Annotated in this window: 16 protein-coding genes; 6 read left to right on the forward strand and 10 right to left on the reverse strand. The window is 69.7% G+C overall.

Annotation, left to right across the window (positions count from 1 at the left end):
* Positions 1–9: 9 nt before the first annotated feature.
* The 5 genes from ppk1 (at position 10) to lpxH (ending at position 6574) form a co-directional block, all read left to right on the forward strand.
* Positions 10–2106, forward strand: a complete 2097-nt coding sequence (gene ppk1 / locus RAB71_RS17235) for a polyphosphate kinase 1 (protein WP_010341112.1) — start codon at positions 10–12, stop codon at positions 2104–2106.
* A gap of 53 nt (positions 2107–2159) precedes the next feature.
* The gene (gene ppx / locus RAB71_RS17240) at positions 2160–3686 is read left to right on the forward strand and encodes an exopolyphosphatase (protein ID WP_010341110.1); all 1527 of its coding nucleotides are present in this window, start codon (positions 2160–2162) and stop codon (positions 3684–3686) included.
* Between the two features lie 364 nt (positions 3687–4050).
* Positions 4051–5184, forward strand: coding sequence for a glycosyltransferase family 1 protein (locus RAB71_RS17245; RefSeq protein WP_010341109.1), 1134 nt, complete (start codon positions 4051–4053; stop codon positions 5182–5184).
* Positions 5168–5692 carry a phosphatase PAP2 family protein gene (locus tag RAB71_RS17250; protein WP_010341108.1) on the forward strand — a complete coding sequence of 175 codons (525 nt, stop codon included), beginning with the start codon at positions 5168–5170 and terminating at the stop codon, positions 5690–5692. Before RAB71_RS17245 ends, RAB71_RS17250 begins: the two co-directional genes overlap by 17 nt.
* A 144-nt stretch (positions 5693–5836) precedes the next feature.
* Positions 5837–6574 (forward strand): UDP-2,3-diacylglucosamine diphosphatase, encoded by a 738-nt coding sequence (lpxH, locus tag RAB71_RS17255; protein WP_010341106.1) that lies wholly within the window; start codon positions 5837–5839, stop codon positions 6572–6574.
* A gap of 312 nt (positions 6575–6886) precedes the next feature.
* Here the strand turns inward: lpxH and RAB71_RS17260 are convergent, their stop codons facing one another.
* The 10 genes from RAB71_RS17260 to RAB71_RS17305 form a co-directional block, all read right to left on the reverse strand.
* Positions 6887–7387: a hypothetical protein gene (locus tag RAB71_RS17260; RefSeq protein WP_010341105.1), complete on the reverse strand. Its 501-nt coding sequence runs from the start codon at positions 7385–7387 to the stop codon at positions 6887–6889.
* 140 nt (positions 7388–7527) lie between these two features.
* Positions 7528–8772: a zinc-dependent metalloprotease gene (locus RAB71_RS17265; protein ID WP_010341104.1), complete on the reverse strand. Its 1245-nt coding sequence runs from the start codon at positions 8770–8772 to the stop codon at positions 7528–7530.
* A gap of 198 nt (positions 8773–8970) precedes the next feature.
* Positions 8971–9777 carry a ferritin-like domain-containing protein gene (locus tag RAB71_RS17270; RefSeq protein WP_010341103.1) on the reverse strand — a complete coding sequence of 269 codons (807 nt, stop codon included), beginning with the start codon at positions 9775–9777 and terminating at the stop codon, positions 8971–8973.
* Positions 9774–10364, reverse strand: coding sequence for a hypothetical protein (locus RAB71_RS17275; RefSeq protein WP_010341102.1), 591 nt, complete (start codon positions 10362–10364; stop codon positions 9774–9776). Before RAB71_RS17275 ends, RAB71_RS17270 begins: the two co-directional genes overlap by 4 nt.
* Positions 10357–11823, reverse strand: a complete 1467-nt coding sequence (purF, locus tag RAB71_RS17280; RefSeq protein WP_010341100.1) for an amidophosphoribosyltransferase — start codon at positions 11821–11823, stop codon at positions 10357–10359. The genes RAB71_RS17275 and purF overlap by 8 nt, the downstream gene beginning before the upstream one ends.
* Positions 11824–11851: 28 nt before the next feature.
* Positions 11852–12613: a CvpA family protein gene (locus tag RAB71_RS17285; RefSeq protein ID WP_010341098.1), complete on the reverse strand. Its 762-nt coding sequence runs from the start codon at positions 12611–12613 to the stop codon at positions 11852–11854.
* Between the two features lie 95 nt (positions 12614–12708).
* Entirely contained in the window at positions 12709–13806 is a 1098-nt protein-coding gene (locus RAB71_RS17290; RefSeq protein WP_104609542.1) for an SPOR domain-containing protein, read from the reverse strand.
* Positions 13807–13875: 69 nt separating this feature from the next.
* Positions 13876–15135 (reverse strand): bifunctional tetrahydrofolate synthase/dihydrofolate synthase, encoded by a 1260-nt coding sequence (gene folC / locus RAB71_RS17295; RefSeq protein ID WP_104609543.1) that lies wholly within the window; start codon positions 15133–15135, stop codon positions 13876–13878.
* 456 nt (positions 15136–15591) lie between these two features.
* Positions 15592–16236: a histidine phosphatase family protein gene (locus RAB71_RS17300; RefSeq protein ID WP_010341361.1), complete on the reverse strand. Its 645-nt coding sequence runs from the start codon at positions 16234–16236 to the stop codon at positions 15592–15594.
* Positions 16237–16405: 169 nt separating this feature from the next.
* Complete coding sequence (locus RAB71_RS17305) at positions 16406–18565, reverse strand: S46 family peptidase (RefSeq protein WP_010341360.1); 2160 nt, start codon at positions 18563–18565, stop codon at positions 16406–16408.
* 151 nt (positions 18566–18716) lie between these two features.
* Between RAB71_RS17305 and tdh the strand changes: the two genes are divergently transcribed.
* The gene (tdh, locus tag RAB71_RS17310; RefSeq protein ID WP_029561876.1) at positions 18717–19748 is read left to right on the forward strand and encodes an L-threonine 3-dehydrogenase; all 1032 of its coding nucleotides are present in this window, start codon (positions 18717–18719) and stop codon (positions 19746–19748) included.
* Positions 19749–19776 lie beyond the last annotated feature (28 nt).

Below are 19776 nucleotides of genomic sequence, written 5' to 3' on the forward strand. Positions count from 1 at the left end.
AGTATCGCCATGCCCCGCGCCGCCGCCCTGCCGCCCACGCCGCCACCGGACGTTCCCAGCGATCCGCTGCGCGATCCGGCGCTGTACCTCAACCGCGAACTGTCGCAACTGGATTTCAATTTCCGGGTGCTGGCACAGGCGCAGGACCCGCAGGTGCCGTTGCTGGAGCGGCTGCGCTTCCTGTGCATCTCCTGCACCAACCTGGACGAATTCTTCGAGATCCGCGCCGCCACCGTGCGCCATGCCCAGGAGTTCGGGCTGCCGCCGGCGCCGGACGGCATGAGCCCCAACGCCATCCTCAACGCGATCCACGACCGCGCCGCGCAACTGGTCGACCAGCAGTACCGCTGCTGGAACGAGGTGCTGCGTCCGGCGCTGAAGGACGCCGGCATCGGCGTGCTCGGCCGACACTCCTGGAACGCGCGGCAGAAGCGCTGGCTGCGCGCCTACTTCCGCAACGAGATCATGCCGGTGCTGTCGCCGCTGGGCCTGGACCCGGCGCATCCGTTCCCGAAGATCCTCAACAAGTCGCTGAACATCGTGGTGGTGCTCAAGGGCACCGACGCGTTCGGCCGTGTCGGCCACCTGGCGATCGTGCGCGCGCCGCGCTCGCTGCCGCGCATCATCCAGTTGCCGGAAAGCCTGGCCGAGGGCGGCCAGAGCTTCGTGTTCCTGTCCTCGGTGTTGTCCACCTTCGTCGACGAGCTGTTCCCGGGCATGGAGGTGATGGGCTCCTACCAGTTCCGCGTCACCCGCAACTCGGAACTGGTGGTGGACGAGGAGGAAGTGGAGAACCTGGCGCTGGCGCTGCGCGACGAACTGGTCAACCGCGGCTACCGGCCGGCGGTGCGGCTGGAGATCGCCGAGGACTGCCCGAAGTCGATCGTGCGCACCCTGCTGCAGAACTTCGAGCTTCCGGAAAACGCGGTCTACCGCATCAATGGCCCGGTCAACCTGAGCCGGGTCAACCAGGTCTACGACCTGGTGCAGCGCCCGGACCTGAAGTATCCGCCGATGAACCCGCGCACGCTGCGCGACAGCGAAGGCATCTTCGAGATCGCCGCCGCCGGCGACGTGCTGCTGCACCACCCGTTCGACGCCTTCACCGCGGTGCTGGACCTGATCAAGCAGGCCGCGGTCGACCCCAACGTGCTGGCGATCAAGCAGACCCTGTACCGCACCGGCAAGGACTCGGCGATCGTCGATGCGCTGGTCCTGGCCGCGCGCAACGGCAAGGACGTCACCGTGGTGGTGGAACTGCGTGCGCGCTTCGACGAAGAGGCCAACCTGGGCCTGGCCGACCGCCTGCAGGAAGCCGGCGTGCAGGTGGTGTACGGCGTGGTCGGCTACAAGACCCACGCCAAGATGCTGCTGATCGTGCGCCGCGAAGGCCGCAAGCTGCGCCGCTACGTGCACCTGGGCACCGGCAACTACCACAGCGGCACCGCGCGCGCCTATACCGACTTGAGCCTGATCACCGCCGACGTGGACATCGGCAACGACGTGCACCTGCTGTTCCAGCAGTTGTCCGGCCTGGCGCCGAAGATCCGCCTCAAGCGCCTGCTGCAATCGCCCTTCACCCTGCACCCGGGCGTGCTGCACCGGATCGAGCGCGAGACCAAGCTGGCCACCGCCGGCCGCCCGGGCCGCATCATCGCCAAGATGAACGCACTCAACGAGCCGCAGGTGATCCGCGCGCTGTATGCGGCCTCGCAGGCAGGCGTGAAGATCGACCTGATCGTGCGCGGCGCCTGCACCCTGCGCCCCGGCGTGCCGGGCGTGTCCGACAACATCCGGGTGCGCTCGATCGTGGGTCGTTTCCTCGAGCACAGCCGGGTCTACTGGTTCGGCAACGACGGCGCGCCGGAACTGTTCTGCGCCAGCGCCGACTGGCTGGAACGCAATCTGCTGCGACGCGTGGAGACCGGCTTCCCGATCCTCGATCCGGACCTGGTCAAGCGCATCCACCGCGAGGTGCTGCAGAACTACCTCGCCGACAATCTCAACGCCTGGGAACTGGACGCCGACGGCAATTATCGCAAGCTGGCGCCGGGCCAGGACCAGCCGCCGCATTCGGCGCAGCTGGCCCTGCTCGACGGGCTCTGAGCGCAGCGCGGCCGTCTCCACGGCGTGCGCCGCGCATCGGCTACCATTCCGCCATGCCTGCCACTTCCCCCACTCATCCGCCGCTGCGCGACGGCGACCTACTGGCCGCCATCGACCTGGGTTCCAACAGTTTCCACATGGTCATCGCCCGCTATCAGCTCGGGCAGCTGCGGGTGGTGGACCGCCTGCGCGAGACCGTGCGCATGGCCGACGGCCTGGACAACAAGGGCGGGCTGTCCGCCGAGGCGCGGCAGCGCGCGCTGGAATGCCTGGCGCGCTTCGGCCAGCGCATCCGCGACCTGCCCTCGCTGCGCGTGCGCGCATTGGCGACCAACACCGTGCGCCAGCTGCGCTCGCCGCAGACCTTCCTGATTCCCGGCGAAACCGCGCTCGGCCATCCGATCGAAGTGGTCAGCGGCCGCGAGGAGGCGCGCCTGATCTACCTGGGCGTGGCCCATGCGCAGCCGCCCAAGCCGAACGAACGCCGCCTGGTGATCGACATCGGCGGCGGCTCCACCGAGTTCATCATCGGCAGCGGCTTCCAGACCCTGGAACGCGAGAGCCTGCAGGCCGGCTGCATCGCCAGCACGCGGCGCTTCTTCCCGGGCGGCAAGCTGTCCAAGAAGAAGTGGAAGGACGCGCTGACCGAGATCGGCGCCGAGTTCCAGCAGTTCGCCGGGCAGTACCGTGCGCTGGGCTGGCACGAGGCGCTCGGCTCGTCCGGCACGCACAAGGCGATCGGCGAGATCTGCGCAGCGATGAAGCTGACCAAGGGCGCGATCACCGCAGAGGCGCTGCCGCAACTGCGCGACCGCCTGCTGCTGGCCAAGCGCATCGAGGACATCGACCTGCCCGGCCTGTCCGCCGACCGCCGGCCGATCATCGCCGGCGGCGTGCTGGTGCTGGAGGCGGCGTTCCAGGCGCTGGGCCTGCAACGGCTGATGGTGAGCAAGGCGGCCATGCGCGAAGGCATCCTCTACGACATGCTCGGCCGCGGCGGCGAGAACGATCCGCGCGAAACCGCGATCGCCGCGCTCACCCAGCGCTACGGCATCGACGAAGCGCAGGCCGCGCGCGTGGAGCACACCGCGATGGCGCTGTTCGAGCAGGTCGCCGGCGACTGGGCGCTGGATGCCGACGACGCGCGCATGCTCGGCTGGGCCGCGCGCCTGCACGAACTCGGCCAGGCCATTGCGCACAGCCAGTACCACGTGCACGGTGCCTACGTGCTGGAGCACTCGGACATCGCCGGCTTCTCGCGGCAGGAGCAGCAGGTGCTGGCCACGCTGGTGCGCACGCACCGCCGCAACGTCTCCAAGACCGCGTTCGACGCGCTGCCCGACCGCCTGCTGCTCAGCGCCAAGCGCAAGGCCGCGCTGCTGCGCCTGGCGGTGCTGCTGCACCGCGCGCACGAGGCCGACCCGATCCCGGCGCTGGAACTGAAGGCCGACGGCGCCAACCTGCACCTGATCCTGTCGCAGCCGTGGATCGAGTCGCGGCCGCTGCAGCGCGCCGACCTGATCGGCGAGGTCGAGGGCATGGCGGGGTTGGGGATCAATTTCCGGCCGTTTGTGGCTTGAAGGCCGGGATTCGGGATTCGGGATTCGGGATTCGGGATTCGGGATTCGGGATTCGGGATGGCAGCATGCTGTCCGCGGTCAAATCGCGGTCAAGCGATTTGATGAAAAGGTGCGGGTTTTTGAAAGAAAAGCCGCCCTCCCTGAAGCCGCGACACCGCGGCTTTTTTGTGGGAGGGGCTTCAGCCCCGACGCCTTACCGATACCGCGTCGGGGCTGAAGCCCCTCCCACAGAAAAGCGGCACGGCGACGAACTTGCGAAAATCCCGAATCCCGAATCCCGGCGTTTGGCGTCATCGTTCCTACATGCGCTGGACATGTTCGCTTCACTGCGGTGCGCGAGGCTTAGTCAAACCGGAGCCCCCGCATGCGCTACGCGATCGTCACCGAGACGTATCCCCCTGAGGTCAACGGCGTTGCGCTGACCGTGCAGGGGCTGGAACTGGGGCTGCGCGCGCGCGGCCATACCGTCGACGTGGTGCGTCCGCGCCAGGTCGGCGATGCCGACCCGGCGGATCTGCGGCTGGTGCGCGGTGCGGCGCTGCCGCGCTATCCCGGACTGAAGTTCGGCCTACCCGCGCCGCGGCGCCTGACCCGGCTGTGGCAGGCGGCGCCACCGGATGCGGTGTACATCGCCACCGAGGGTCCGCTGGGCTGGTCGGCGCTGCGCAGCGCGCGGCGCCTGAGTATTCCGATCGCCACCGGCTTCCATACCCGCTTCGACGAATACCTGCCGCAGTACGGCGCGGCCTGGCTGCAGTCGACCGCGCTGCGCTGGATGCGGCGCTTCCACAACCAGGCCCAAGCGACCCTGGTGCCGACCCGCGAGCTGCGCGACTTCCTCGCCACCCAGGGCTTCGAGCGGGTGCGCCTGCTGGCGCGCGCAGTGGACAGCAAGCAATTCGAGCCGCAGCGCCGCGATCAGCAGTTGCGCCAGCAATGGGGCCTGCAGGACGAGGATTGTGCGGTGCTGTACGTGGGCCGCATCGCCTCGGAGAAGAACCTGCCGCTGGCGGTGCGCGCGTTCCGCCAGTTGCAACAGCTGCGCCCGCGTGCGCGCTTCGTCTGGGTCGGCGACGGCCCGCTGCGCGAGCGCCTGGCGCAGGAGAATCCCGACTTCATCTTCTGCGGCGTGCAGCGCGGCGACGCGCTGGCGCGACATTTCGCCAGCGGCGACCTGTTCCTGTTCCCCAGCCGCAGCGAGACCTTCGGCAACGTGACCCTGGAAGCGATGGCCAGCGGCGTGGCCACGGTCGCCTTCGACTACGGCGCGGCGCGCGAATACCTGCGCGACGGCCTCAACGGCGCGGCGGTGGCCGACGACGCGGCGTTCATCGCCGCCGCCCTGCGTCTGGGCAGCGACGACGCCTTGCGTCGCCGGCTGGGCGAGGCCGCCTGCGCGTCGATGCAGCAACTGCGCCCGGAGCGCGTGGTGGCCGATTTCGATGCACTGCTCACCGAACTGGCGAACACCCGGAGGACGCATGTCGACGCGGCTTGAGATCCTGCGCGGGCACGAGACCCGCTGGTGCCGGCGCGCCAACCACTGGTGCCGGCGGCGTTCGGTGCGGCGCTTCTTCTCGGCGATCAGCCGGCTCGGCGACGGCGTGTTCTGGTACGCGCTGATGACCCTGCTGGTGCTGTGCGACGGCATGGACGGCGTGTTCGCCTCCGCGCACATGGCCGCCACCGGCGTGGTCGCGCTGAGCCTGTACAAGGGCCTGAAGCGCTGGACCCGGCGCCCGCGCCCCTACGCCGCCGACCTGCGCATCCGCGCCTGGGTGGCGCCGCTGGACGAGTTCAGCTTCCCCTCCGGCCACACCCTGCACGCGGTGTCCTTCGGCATCGTCGCCCTGGCCTACTACCCCTGGCTGGCGCCGCTGCTGGTGCCCTTCATCGTCTGCGTGGCGCTGTCGCGGGTGGTCCTGGGCCTGCACTACCCCAGCGACGTGCTCGCCGCCACCGGCATCGGCGCGCTGCTGGCGGGCGTGTCGTTGTGGTTGATTTGATGAGGAGCCGGGATTCGGGATTGGGGATTCGGGATGGCGTCCGACCATCCCAGCGGTCAGCGTAGGAGCGGCTACGCCTGCACTCGCGGCTTCATCCAATCCCAAATCCCGAATCCCCAATCCCGGCCGTACTACAATGGCCAAATGACCACGCTGTTCATCTCCGACCTGCATCTGGACCCGGCACGGCCGGCGATCACCGCGCTGTTCCTCGACTTTCTGCGCGGGGAAGCGCGCCAGGCCGAGGCCCTGTACATCCTCGGCGATCTGTTCGAGGCCTGGATCGGCGATGACACGCCGTCCGAAGCGGCCGATGCGGTGGCGCTGGAGCTGCACGCGCTGCACCAGGCCGGGGTGCCGGTGTTCTTCATGCACGGCAACCGCGACTTCCTGCTCGGCGCCGACTACGCGCAGCGCGCCGGCCTGCGCCTGCTGCCCGATCCCTGCGTGATCGACCTGTACGGCGAGCCGACCCTGCTGCTGCACGGCGACCTGCTGTGCACCGACGACACCGCCTACCAGGCATTCCGTGCGCAGACCCGCGACCCCGCCTTCCAGCAGCAGTTCCTGGCGCAGCCGCTGGCCGCGCGCATCGCCTACGCGCAGCAGGCGCGCGCCGCCAGCCAGGCGCGCCAGGCCGAGTTGAAACAGGACGACAGCGCGCAGTTCGAAACCGTCACCGACGTGGCCCCGGCCGAAGTCGCCGCCACCTTCGCCCGCTACGGCGTGGCGAAGATGATCCATGGCCACACCCATCGGCCGGCGGTGCATGCGCTGGACGTGGACGGCCGCGCCTGCACCCGCATCGTGCTCGGCGACTGGTACGAACAGGGTTCGGTGCTGCGCGTCGATGCGCAGGGCTGCAAGCTGCAACAGCTCTAGCGCCAAGGTCTGGCGCGGCGCGCGCGGCTAGGCGACGCTTGCTCAGCACTCAGGGGCAACGCCGCGCCTTGCGACCGCGGCGCGGCTGCAGGACGGCACCGAACTGCGCTTAGGCCCTGGATTTCGCAGGGCCGCTGACGACAGTGTCTGAACGCGCCTGACCATCTCTGTCTGGCTCATACAACGCCGCGATCGGGCCTGTATCGCGTGCGGCGTCGACACCGGCAAACTTCGAGCCAGTACTCGTCCATCCGCACTTCCTCGCCGCGCAACGCCGCAACCACGCCCATAGCACGGTGCCAACACCAGCGATCAGGGCAGACCACCGCCTGCACGCTGCTGCCGCCATTGCGCGTAATCGACGAAGTCGCCGTCGACCACGTCGTACCAGCCGATCGCACCGGAGCGCTCGACGCGGAAACGGTCGCGGACCGGCTCGGTCTGCGGGTCGCCCGGACAGCCGTCGCCGTGCTTCTCGCGCACCGCGATCTCGATCGCCGCCGGCGCAGAAGCCGCGGAGGCGGCCGCGCCCGCAGCAGCCGCCGCGTCGTCCGCGCTCGCGTCGTCCTCGACGGCGTAGCCCAGGCACTGCAGGTCGGGATAGGCGTGATCGGCGGACAGGCGCGCCTGCAACAGGTCGATCGCGCGCTGGTCGTCGAAGGTATCGGCGGGCGTGGCCGGCGGGGTGGCCCGTGGCGCCTCGGTCTTGGCGGTCGGCGACGGCGTGTCGGTCTGCCGATCGGGGGCGGGGCCGCAGCCCGCGCTCAGCATCGCCAGCAACAGCGCGGCCGGCAGTCGCATGCGCTTGAACATCGTCGTTCCCAGGAAGTCGGTCGCCACCGGCCGTGCCGGCACCGCTTCCCAGCATAGCCGAAGCGGGCGCCGCCGCGCCCGCTCCGGCCGTCTTCGCCGCACGTGGCGCAGGCAGCGGCCCGCGCCACGTGCGGGCCGGCTCAGCGGAACCCGGCCACCGTCGCCTTGGTGTTGACCAGCACGCGCTGGTTGTCGGCGGTGCTGGCGTTGCCCATCGGTACGCCGTTGTAGGACACGTTCGGATTGGACCAGTAGTTCAGCCGCGGGCAGCTGCTGGTGCAGTTGTAGGCCATGATCGTGCGCCAGCTGTTGCCGTAGCGATAGCCGTGGCCGTAGGCGTACGGCGAGGTGCTGGAGTCTGTAGCCACGTCGTGGCGCGCGCTCTGCAGGTGGCCGATCTCGTGGGCGAAGCTGTAGTAGCCGGTGGCGCAATCCCAGTACACCGCCGCGAACGCGGTGGCGGCGGTGGAGCCGATGCCCGAGGCCAGGCCGCAATAGGCGGAGTTGTCGATGATCAGCACGCCGACGTCGGCCGCGGTGTTGTTGCGCGAGGTATGGATGCTGTCCATGTAGCCGTCGCTGGTGCCGCGGAAACGGGTCAGGTCGGTGTTGAAGTCGCCGGACTCGGTGTAGTTGGTGGTCTCGTAGCCGGCCAGCTGCATGGTGATGCCGACGTTGCTGTTGGTGTAGCCCTGGTTGGACTCGGCCACCGCCAGCTGCACCAGCGACTGCATGTTGCCGCCATAGCTGGTCACCGCCTTGTTGGTCGCCACCACCAGCACGCGGATGGTCGCGGGCGAGCCGGACGAGGCGCCGGCGGCGGTCACGCGTTCATCGATCACCGACTGCGGCATCTGCACGGTCGGCAGCAGCGCGTAATCGGCCGGATGCTCGGCCGGCATGCGCCGTTCGTCGACCTCCACCAGCACGTGGCCGCCGCCGGCGATCGGACGCAGGTGGAACAGCGTGCCGTTGCTGCGGATGCTGCCGGTGATGGTGTCGCCGCTGCGTACCAGGATCGCCGAGTTCAGCGGATCCAGGCCGGACAGCGCACGGGTGCGGGCCACCGCGGCATTGCCGAGATTGCCGTACCAGATGCTGTTGCCGCCTTCCAGTTGCTCGGTCTTCAGTTGCGTGGCGGTGATGCGCTGGCCCAGCAGGTCCAGCTCGAGTTGCTTCTGCCCGGCGGTGACCGCGGCGGCATTCACGCCGACCCGTTGCACCGCACCGGTGGCGGGATTGGCCAGCAGGCGGCTCAGCGCCGGCTCGCCGGCGATGGACTTGGACACGTACTGGCTGCTCTGGAACAGGGGCGTTCCGGCTGCGGAGGCGGAACCGGCGACACACAGGGCAAGCATCGCGGTCAGGCTGCACATCGACTTCATGTCGGACTCCTGGGTGGTGAGTAGGGACGAACGTCGCCCCGCGCGCGGCCAGATCGGGGGAGGCCGCGCGGGGGAGTTCGATTAGCCGCTCAGCCACCGTTCAGCGCAAGCAACAAATGCAGCCGGGTCGCAACTCGGAGATAGATGTCACAGAAAGCGCCACCTGGCGCTCATGCCGTGTCGAAGAATCCCGCCGCCTCAGCCGGCCTGCTGCTGCAGGGCCAGCAATTCGTCCTCGTCGAAGCCGGCCAGCAGGCGTGCCTGCAGGTTGAACGGGCCGTGCAGGTAGCCGCCGGCGTATTCGCGCAGCAGGGCGGCGAAGCGGGCGCGCGGTTCGATCCCGGCCTGTGCGCAGTACCAGCGGTACCAGCGCGAACCGGCGGCCACGTGCGCCACTTCCTCGCGCAGGATGATCTCCAGGATGTCGGCGGTGGCGTCGTCGCCGAGCGCGCGCAGCTTGGCGATCATGCCCGGGGTCACGTCCAGGCCGCGCGCTTCCAGCACGCGCGGTACCAGCGCCATCCGCGCCAGGCCATCGTGCGCGGTCTTCTCGCACATCTCCCACAGGCCGTTGTGCGCGGCGAAGTCGCCATAGGCATGGCCCAGCGCACGCAGGCGGTCGCGCAGCAGCACGAAATGGCGCGACTCGTCGTCCGCCACCGCCACCCAGTCCGCGTAGAACGCCGGCGGCAGCCCGCGGAAGCGGTAGACCGCGTCCCAGGCCAGGTCGATGGCGTTGAGTTCGATATGGGCGATGGCGTGGATGAAGGCGGCGCGGCCCTCGGCACTGCCGAGGCCGCGCCGCGGCAGTTCGCGCGGATGCACCAGCAGCGGCCGCGGCGGCCGCCCCGGCATGCGGATCGGCTCGGGTGCCGGCGCCGTGGCCGGCACTGCCAAGTCGCCATTACGCCAGGCCGCGGCATGGCGCTGGGTCAGCGCGACCTTCTCGTCGGGGTCGGCCGCGTCCAGGCAGGCGCGCGCCGCCTGGTACAGGTCGCCACTCACGGCGCTGCCGCCGGCGGATGCGCGGCCGCCTCGCGCCGTTCCAGCCAGGTGCGCTGGGCCTGCTCGCAACGGTTGCCGGGTACCTTGAACACGCAGTCCACACGGTGCGCGCAGGCCAGGGCGAAGGCGCTGCGGCGGTCGGCCGCTGCCGGTTCCGGAATCTGCGCCAGCGGTGCGCCCGACGGCCAGCCGGCATCGACGCCGATGCCGGCGGCGAGCAGGCGCGAGGCGCCGTCGCGGCAGTCGACCGCATATCCCCACTGCGGCGCATCGGCGCGCACATCATCGGAGGAGCGCTGCGCGCGCAGGCGCAGGAGCAGCAGGTCGTCACCGATGCGCTGCGCGCCGACGATCGCCAGCGGCGCGCGGTAGTCCGGCTGCAGCAGCGCCAACTGGTCCGGGGTCATGTACAGCTGCAGGGCGGTCAGTTGCGCGCTCGGCACGCTGCCGTCGCGCAGGCGCGGATCGTCCAGCGTGCGCACCGGTCGCGTGGCGTCATCGCCGACGCAGCCGCCACACAGCGCGGCCAGGCCCGCCAGCGCGAACAGGGGCCACGCGCGGGCGCGCGCGCCGCGGAACTCAGGCACGGCGCTTGCGCTTGGCCTCGTCCGAACGCAGTTGCATGATCCGCTCGAAATAGCCGGATTCGATGCCGGTGGTGTACTGGCCGTTGAAGCACGAGGAATCGAACGTCTTCAGCTCCGGATTGCCCTCGCGCACCGCGGTCTCCAGGTCTTCCAGGTCCTGGTAGATCAGCCAGTCGCAACCGAGGAACTCCTGGATCTCCTGCTCGCTGCGGCCATGCGCCACCAGTTCGTCGGCGGCGGGCATATCGATGCCGTAGATGTTGGGGTAGCGCACCGGCGGCGCGGCGCTGGCCAGGTACACCTTGCGCGCGCCGGCGTCGCGCGCCATCTGCACGATCTGCCGGCTGGTGGTGCCGCGCACGATCGAGTCGTCGACCAGCAGCACCACGCGGTTGCGGAATTCCAGGTGGATCGGGTTGAGCTTGCGGCGCACCGATTTCACCCGCTCGCCCTGCCCCGGCATGATGAAGGTGCGGCCGATGTATCGGTTCTTGACGAAGCCCTCGCGGTACTTCACCCCGAGCACGTTGGAGATCTCCAGCGCGGCGTCGCGCGAGGTGTCCGGGATCGGGATGATGGTGTCGATGTCGTGGTCCGGGCGCAGGCGCAGGATCTTCTCGCCCAGCTTCATGCCCATGCGCATGCGCGCCTTGTGCACCGAGACGTTGTCGATCATCGAGTCCGGGCGCGCGAAGTACACGTACTCGAAGATGCACGGGGTGTGGTCGGTCGGCGAGGCGCACACTTCCGAGAACAGCTCGCCGCGGCCGGTGATGACCAGCGCCTCGCCGGGGCGCACGTCGCGCACGCGGGTGAAGCCGAGGATGTCCAGCGCCGACGATTCGGAGGCGACGATGTATTCGTCGCCCTCCACGCCCTCGCGCTTGCCCAGCACCAGCGGGCGGATGCCGTGCGGATCGCGGAACGCGACCAGGCCCAGCCCCAGCACCACGCTGACCACGGCGTAGCCGCCCTTGCAGCGGCGGTGCACGCCGGCCACCGCACGGATCGCCGCTTCCGGGGTCAGCATGCGCTGCGCGTCCAGTTCGTAGGCGAACACGTTCAGCAGCACTTCGCTGTCCGAGTCGGTGTTGATGTTGCGGCGATCGGCTTCGAACACCTGCTGGCGCAGGGCCTCGGTATTGACCAGGTTGCCGTTGTGGGCCAGCGCGATGCCGTACGGCGAGTTCACGTAGAACGGCTGCGCCTCGTCCATGCCCTCCGAGCCGGCGGTCGGATAGCGGCAATGGGCGATGCCGACACGGCCTTCCAGCACCGCCATGCGCTTCTCGTCGAAGACGTCGCGGACCAGGCCGTTGGCCTTCTGCACGCGCAGGCGGGTGCCGTCGGCGGTGGCGATGCCCGCCGCGTCCTGGCCACGATGCTGCAGCACGGCCAAGCCGTCATAGAGTTGCCCGGCCACGTTCTGGTTGCCGACGATTCCGACGATGCCACACATGTCAACGCTCTCCGCGGCGGGGACGCCGCTATTGGGAAGGTGGCCGTGCCTGGCCGTTGGGTTCGACCCGTGCCGGGTCGGATTGCGCCGGACGCGCCTGCGCCGGATCGATGTTCGCGGGCATCAGTTGCGACGGATCGCCCCCGGGCTGCGCGGACCGCACCCCGGGACGCCCCAGGGCCTTGGACATCATCTCCTGCAGCCCACTGGCCTGCAGGGCGTTGCCCAACGCGGCATTATCGCCTGCCGCGGGCATGTTGCCCAAATTCATCTGCGACACGTTCAGTTGCGGCATCTGCGACAGGTTCAGCTGCGGCATCTGCGGCATGCGCCAGTCCGGCAGCTGCGCCCGCATCCAGCCCACGCCCGGGCTGAGCACCGGCAGCACCATCGAGCGCTGCCAGTCCGGCTCGCGGGTCAGCGGGGTGAAGCTCATCAGGAATGCCAGCACCGCGGCGAAGAAGCCGCCGCGCGCCGCACCCAGGCCGAAGCCAAGCGCGCGGTCGGTGCCCGACAGCGCGGTCGAGCGCACCGCCGTGCGGATCACCATGCCGACGATGGCGACCACCGCCATCACCGTCACGAAGGTCAACGCGTAGCCGCCCAGGTAGTAGCTCATGCTCGGCCGGGACCCGTTGGCCAGCCACTGCCCGGCATTGCCGCCGAACTGGAACGTGGCCCAGCCGGCCAGGAACCAGGACAGCGTGCCGACCACGATGCCGACGAACCCGCGCAGGGCGCCGAGCAGCGCCGAGACCAGGATCACCGTCAACAGCACCATGTCGATCATGCGCGCCTCCCGCGGCCGAGCCGCTGCATCGCGCCGATCGCGCGTCGCGCCTGCCTTCCCTGGACCATCGTGCTACTCCATGGGCCGAGGCCCGATCAAGGATGTGGACGTACCATACCGCTGATGCCGACCTTGGCCGCGACCTGGGCGCGCAACTGCTCGGCATCGGCGCGATTGGCGACCGGGCCGACCCGCACCCGGTTCAGCGCGCCCTTGTCGGTGCGCACCTGTTCGACGAAGGCGCTGAAGCCGGCCGCGCGCACCTTGTCGCGCAGGGCATTGGCGTCCTCGGCCTTGCCGAAGGCGCCCAACTGCACGGCGAAGCCGGTGCCGGAGGCCGCCGGCGCGGCCGGCACGCTCGGCGCCGGCTTGGCCGCCGCCGTGGTGGCCGGGGTGGCCGCCGGCTTGGTGGGTTCGGGCTTGGTCACGGCCGGCTTGGCCGGTTCCGGCTTGGGCGCCGGCGGCGTCGCCGGCTTGGCGGTGGCGACGAGCTTGGCCGGCTCCGGCGGCAGCGCCTCGGTCTTGGCCGGGGCGGCGGGCGCAGCGGCGGCGACGTTGCTGGCGGCGGCCGGCGCGACGCTGGCCGGGGTGGCGTTGCTCGGCGCCGCGTCCAGGGTCACCACCTGGGCATTGACGTCGTTGCGGACCTTGACCGCCTGCAGGCGCACCGATTCGGCCTGGGCGCGATCGGCATACGGCCCGATCCGCACCCGCCAGGCCTGGCGCCCGCCGATCGTGGCCTGCTCGCGGAAGCCCGGCAGTTGTGCCTGCTTGAGCCGTGCGATCACCGCATCGGCGTCGGCAGCGGTGGCGTAGGCACCGAAGTTCACCGCGTAGTTGCCGGCGGCCGTGCTCGGCGGCAACGGCTGCGCGGCGCTGCCGGCGGCCGGATCCGCCAGGTCGGCGGCATCGGGATTGTTCTGGACCGGCGCCGGCGCGGCGGCTGGCGCCGCGGCGGCACCGGGCGCCTTGGCCATGCCCACTGCCCCGCCGCTGGGCGCGTCGCCCGGGGTCACCAGCGGCAGCTCGCGGGTCTCGAACTGGCCGTCGGCCGGCGCCTCGGGCGCCTTCAGCGGAACGTTGGCCACGCCGCTGTCGGGCGCAGGCCCCTTCACCAGCATCGGCAGGAAGATCACGGCGAGCGCTACCAGGACAAGGGCGCCAATCAATCGCTGTTTCAGGACGGTATCCACGGAAAGGCTGAGGGGGCGGCGTGGCGGAGTGCCGTGCCGATTATAAGGTCGGCCCGCGCGGAGGCGGGATCAGGCGGCTGAATGCAGCCAGTGCAGCGCCTCGGCGGCGGTATGGAACGAGCCGAACACCAGCACCCGGTCGCCCGGCTGCGCCTGCGCCAGCGCCGACTGCAGCGCCTGCGCCACGCTCTCGGCGATGCCGGCCCCGGCGGCGGCCGTGTCCGCCAGCCGCGTGCGCAACTGCGCAGCGCTCTGGCCGCGGTTGCCGCCCAGGCCGGCCAGGTGCCAGGCATCGACCTGCGCGGCCAGGGCGTCCACCACCCCGGCGGCGTCCTTGTCGGCCAGCGCCGCGAACACCGCGCAGGTGCGGCCGGCGACCGGCTGCGCCTGCAGCGCGGCGGCCAGCTCGCGCGCGGCCTGCGGGTTGTGGCCGACGTCGACCAGCACCTCCACCCCGTCGCGCACGCAGGGCTGCAGGCGCCCGCGCAGGCGCGCGGCGGCGATGCCCTCGGCGTAGGCGTTGCGCGGCAACGACCGGCGCAGCGCGCGCAGGGCGGCGATGGCGGTGGCGGCGTTGGCGCGCTGCACCGGCGCGCGCAACTGCGGCAGCGGCAACTGCAGTTCGGTGCCGACATCGCGCCAGCGCCAGCGTTCGGCGTCGATCGGCTCGTGGAAGAAGTCGCTGCCGGCGCGCAGCGCATTGGCGCCGATCGCATAAGCGCGGCGCAGCACGCTGGAGGGCGGATCGATCTCGCCGAGCACCAGCGGTTTCCACGGCCGCGCGATGCCGGCCTTTTCCGCACCGATCGCTTCGCGGTCGGTGCCGAGCCAGTCGGTGTGGTCGATGTCCACGGTGGTGATGACCGCCACATCGGCATCGACCAAGTTCACCGCATCCAGCCGGCCGCCGAGGCCGACTTCCAGCACGGCCAGGTCCAACTTGGCCTGCTGGAACAGCCACAGCGCCGCCAGCGTGCCGTACTCGAAGTAGGTCAGCGCGGTGTCGCCGCGCGCGGCCTCCACTGCCGCGAAGGCACTCACCAGGTCGGCATCGCTGGCCTCTTCGCCGTCGATGCGTACGCGTTCGTTGTAGCGCAGCAGGTGCGGCGAGGTGTAGCTGCCCACGCGCCAGCCGGCGGCACGCGCGATCGCCTCGACGAAGGCGACAGTCGAGCCCTTGCCGTTGGTGCCGCCGACGGTGATGACGTGCTTGGCCGGCTTGGTCAGGCCCATGCGCGCTGCCACGGCGCGCACCCGTTCCAGGCCCATGGCGATGTCCTGGGGGTGTTGGCGCTCGATATAGGCGAGCCATTCGGGAAGGGTGTTCATGTGGGTATTTTCAACCTTTCGACGAGAGGTGCGCGCTTGCTCGCTCACCACTCAGGAGCAACAGCTTTCGCGCTGACGCGCGAGTCACTTTTCTTTGCTTGTGCAAAGAAAAGTAACCAAAAGAAACGCTTCAACACAGCCGAATGGCTGGTCAAGCACACCCGGGCGCCGCGCCCTACGCGCTGCGCGCTCCGGGTTCGCACTTGGCCTGGGCATTTTTCGACGGCACATCCATGTGCCGGCGAAAAACGGCGCGCTTCCTGCGCGCCGCCCCTTCGGGGTTTTCGCCCATGCCAAGTGCCGCGGCTCACGGGATCCCGGAAAGCAAAGCAAAAGCGACAGCAAAAGCACAGCAACGGCAACGGCAACGGCAACGGCCAAACAAACCGCATCGGAAGCGGGACGGATTAACTCGTCGACGAGACGACGCACGCTATACGCGCATCATGATCCGCCCTACAGCGCCCGATGCTTCGCCTCGCCAAAGAACGGCGTGTGGTGCGCGCAATCGTTCAAGCGCACCACTTCCAGATGCTCCACGTCCGGCCCTTCCAGCAGGTTCAGCGTGGTCGGCGCCTGGCGGAAACTCCACAGCCGCGCGATCGGCAGACCCAGCACACGGCACAGGATCACCCGGTTCACCGCATCGTGCGCCACCACCAACAGCGTGTCGTGCTCGCCCAGGCCCTCGGCGGCGCGGGCCAGGCCGCGCCAGGAGCGCTCCAGCACCTGCCGCAGCGACTCGCCGCCCGGCATCAGCACCGTATCCGGCTCCTCGCGCCAGGCGCGCAGGCGCGCCGGGTCCTTCTCGTGGATCTCGCTGGCCAACAGGCCTTCCCACTCGCCGTGGGCGATCTCCTGCAGGTCCGGATCGGTCTGCAGCAACGCCTCGCGCTCAGGGCCCAGCGCGAAGCGCGCGGTGCGCTGCGCGCGGGCCAGCGGCGAGGCCACGGCGCGAGTCAGCGGCACCTCGCGCAGGCGTGCGCCCAGCGCCTGCGCTTGCGCGTCGCCGACCGGCGACAGCGGGATGTCGATCTGGCCCTGGTAGCGGCCTTCGGCGTTCCACGGGGTTTCGCCATGGCGGGCGAGCAGAATGCGCATGCGCTGGAATCCTTGGGGGGAGGAAGGGCCCGTCTCGCAAACGAAAACGGAGCGGCATGATACCCGCTCCGTCGCCGGAAACCCTGCGCTGCATCCCCGTGCCTCCCCCCCGGCGCACCGGGGCGGACACACAGACGGCGGCCGTGGCCGCCGCCCGCCGGGATCTGGCTCACTTGGCCAGGTTCAACTCCTTCAACAGCCGCGGTGCCGGCATGACTTCCTGCATGATCCAGTGCAGGTAGCGCGCATCGACCGCGATCATCCGGGTCATCGCCGGGTCGAACACCCAGTTCGAACTCACCGACTCCCAGTTGCCGTCGAAGGCCAGGCCGACCAGCTTGCCGTGCGCGTCCATCACCGGCGAGCCGGAGTTGCCGCCGGTGATGTCCAAGTCGGAGAGGAAATTCACCGGTACCGTGCCCAGCCGCTTGTCCTCCAGGCCGCCGTAGCGCTTGGCCTTGGCCGCATCCAGCAGCGCCTTGGGCGAATCGAACGGCTCCGTGCCGGTGTCCTTGGCGACCACGCCCTCCAGCGTGGTGAACGGGGTGTATTCCACGCCATCCTTGGGCGCATAGCCCTTGACGTTGCCGAAGGTGATGCGCAGCGAGGAGTTGGCGTCCGGATACACGAACTCGCCCTGGCTCTTCTTGTAGTCGGCCACGGCCTGCAGGTAGCGCGGCCGCGCCAACAGTTCCTCGCCCTCGCGGCGCTTCTGGTCCTGCTCGAGTTGCAGCAGGGTCGGCATCAACGCCACCGCATAGCGCAGCGCCGGGTCGTCGCTGGCCTCGAACGCGGCGCGGTCGGCATGCAGCCACTTCAGGCGCGCATCGGTGTTGCCCAGCTGGGTGCCGGCCAGGCGCGTGGCGGCGGCCTGCGCGTCGGCACCGGCCAGCCACTGGTCCAGCGCCGGCAGGCGTTGCGCCTTCGGCAGCTTCAGGTACTGCTCGAACCAGTAGCGCTGCAGCTGGCTGTCCATGGCGGCGACATAGCGGCGCTCCATCTGCTTCATCGCGCCCTCGAGCTCGGGCAGGTCGCGCTCCTGGTAGCCCGGCTCGCGCTCGGCATCCGGCTTGGCGCGTTCGATCGACAGGCGGTACAGCATGATCGCGCTGCCGAGCGTTCCGGTCCGCTGCATCTGCCGCAGCACCAGGTCGCGGTCGCGGGTGGCCTTGGCCTGCTCGCCCAGCGCCAGCAGCTGCGCATGCGCCTGCAACGCGGCCTTGCCCTCGCCGCCCTGGCGCTTGAGCCAGGCCAGCACCGCGTCTTCCTCGGCGTGCTTCTTGGCCGCCGCGTCGATGCGCTTGAAGCCTTCCAGCTGGCCCTCGTAGTTCTTGGCGACGTTGTTCCAACTGGCCATGGTCGCGGCGTACTTCACCTGGATGTCCGGGTTCTGCTTGCCGGCCTGCTCCACCAGCGCGATCAGGTCGCGGTACTGGCGCGCGGCGGTGGGATAGCCCCAGCTCGCGGTGGCATCGAACTCGGAGGCCAGCGCATAGCGATTGGTACGGCCCGGGTAGCCGGCGACCATGACGAAATCGCCGGCGCCCAGCGGCTGGTCGGCGAACTTCAGGAAGTGCTTGGGCTGGTACGGCACGTTGTCCTTGGCGTAGGCGGCCGGCTTGCCGTCCTTGCCGACGTAGGCGCGATAGAACGAGAAATCGCCGGTGTGGCGCGGCCACATCCAGTTGTCGACGTCGCCGCCGAACTTGCCGATGCCCGACGGCGGCGCGTAGGCCAGGCGCACGTCGCGGATTTCCAGGGTGCGGACCAGGCGGTAGGTGTTGCCGCCGGAGAAGCTGTACAGCTCGCAGCGGTAGCCGGCGTCGGCTTCGCACGCGGCGACCTGGGTCTTGTCGAAATCCTCCAGCGCCTGCGTGCGCTTGAGCGCGTCGGTGCCGGCGGCGGCCATGGCCGCCTTGGCCTGCGCGGTGACGTCGGTGATGCGGTCCAGCACATAGATACGCGCGTTCGGGCCGGCGCTCAGCTCGGCGCCCTGGCTGGCGGCGCTGAAGCCGTCGCGGATCAGGTTCTTCTGCGGGGTCGAGTTGAGTTGGATCGCGCCGTAGGCGCAGTGGTGGTTGGTCACCACCAGGCCCTGCGGGGAGACGAAGCTGGCGGTGCAGCCACCGAGCGAGACCACCGCGCCCATCGGGTCGCCGGTGAGATCGGAGAGTTGCTGCGGCGACAGCTTCAGGCCGGCCTGCTGCAGCGGCCCGGCGATGTCCGGCAACTGCTGCGGGACCCACATGCCCTCGCCGGCATGGGCGGCGGGGGCGCCGGACAGGGCGGCCACGGCGGCGATGGCGACAGCCAACGAATTCGAACGCATCGAGCGGTTTCCTTGATGACAGACGTTAGAGTGTAACGGCTGCAACCAATTGCCCGGACCGTGACCAATGGCACCCTGACCGCGCCGCAACATGGGCGCATCGGCCGGGCGCTTATACTGCGCGCCCTCTTCCTATCGAATCTGCACCGACATGGCGCAAACAATGAAGGCGCTGGTCAAGCGCGACGCCGCCAAGGGCATCTGGCTGGAACAGGTGCCGGTGCCGGTCCCCGGCCCCAACGAAGTGCTGATCAAGCTGGAAAAGACCGCGATCTGCGGCACCGACCTGCACATCTATCTGTGGGACGAGTGGAGCCAGCGCACCATCAAGCCCGGCCTGACCATCGGCCACGAATTCGTCGGCCGCATCGCCCAGCTCGGCTCGGCGGTCACCGGCTACGAGGTCGGCCAGCGCGTCTCGGCCGAAGGCCACATCGTCTGCGGCCACTGCCGCAACTGCCGCGGCGGGCGTCCGCATCTGTGCCCGAACACGGTCGGCATCGGCGTCAACGTCAACGGCGCCTTCGCCGAGTACATGGTGATGCCGGCCTCCAACCTGTGGCCGATCCCCGACCAGATCCCGTCCGAGCTGGCCGCGTTCTTCGACCCCTACGGCAACGCCGCGCACTGCGCGCTGGAGTTCGACGTGATCGGCGAGGACGTGCTGATCACCGGCGCCGGCCCGATCGGCATCATCGCCGCGGGCATCTGCAAGCACATCGGCGCGCGCAACGTGGTGGTCACCGACGTCAACGACTTCCGCCTGAAGCTGGCCGCGGACATGGGCGCGACCCGCGTGGTCAACGTCGCCAACACCTCGCTCAAGGACGTGATGGCCGACCTGCACATGGAAGGCTTCGACGTGGGCCTGGAGATGAGCGGCAACCCGCGCGCGTTCAACGACATGCTCGACTGCATGTACCACGGCGGCAAGATCGCCATGCTCGGCATCATGCCGCGCGGCGCCGGCTGCGACTGGGACAAGATCATCTTCAAGGGCCTGACCGTGCAGGGCATCTACGGCCGCAAGATGTACGAGACTTGGTACAAGATGACCCAACTGGTGCTGTCCGGCTTCCCGCTGGGCAAGGTCCTCACCCACCAGCTGACCATCGACGAATTCCAGAAGGGCTTCGACCTGATGGAAGAAGGCAAGGCCGGCAAGGTCGTGCTGAGCTGGTAATGCGCGCGCCGCGGCAACGCGGCGGTGC

This window comes from Xanthomonas sacchari (assembly GCF_040529065.1).
GTDB lineage: Bacteria > Pseudomonadota > Gammaproteobacteria > Xanthomonadales > Xanthomonadaceae > Xanthomonas_A > Xanthomonas_A sacchari.